We start from the raw sequence: 242 nt of genomic DNA on the forward strand, positions 1-242 counted from the left end.
TGCGCACCGACTGGAACCTGTTGGGCCTCAAGCTGCGCTTCATCAACTTCGGGTTCGTCCACCAATCCAACGGCCGGGGCGGCACGCTGTCGCGCAGCTGGAACCGCCTCTATGCCCAGTTCGCCTTCGAGCGCGGCGGCTTCGTGATGATGGTGCGACCGTGGTACCGGATGAGCGAGAGCCTGGGCCGAGGGGCGCTCGACAACAATCCGGACATCCTCGACTACTACGGCCACGGCGAC

The 242-nt window shown here is 65.3% G+C and carries 1 protein-coding gene; it reads left to right on the forward strand.

Features of this window, described 5'->3' with window-relative positions; genetic code table 11:
* The coding region (locus RYX56_RS24775) for a phospholipase A (protein ID WP_317124443.1) at positions 1-242 on the forward strand (242 nt) is incomplete at both ends.

The organism is Alkalihalophilus lindianensis (genome assembly GCF_032843265.1).
Lineage (GTDB): Bacteria > Bacillota > Bacilli > Bacillales > Bacillaceae_D > Alkalihalophilus > Alkalihalophilus lindianensis.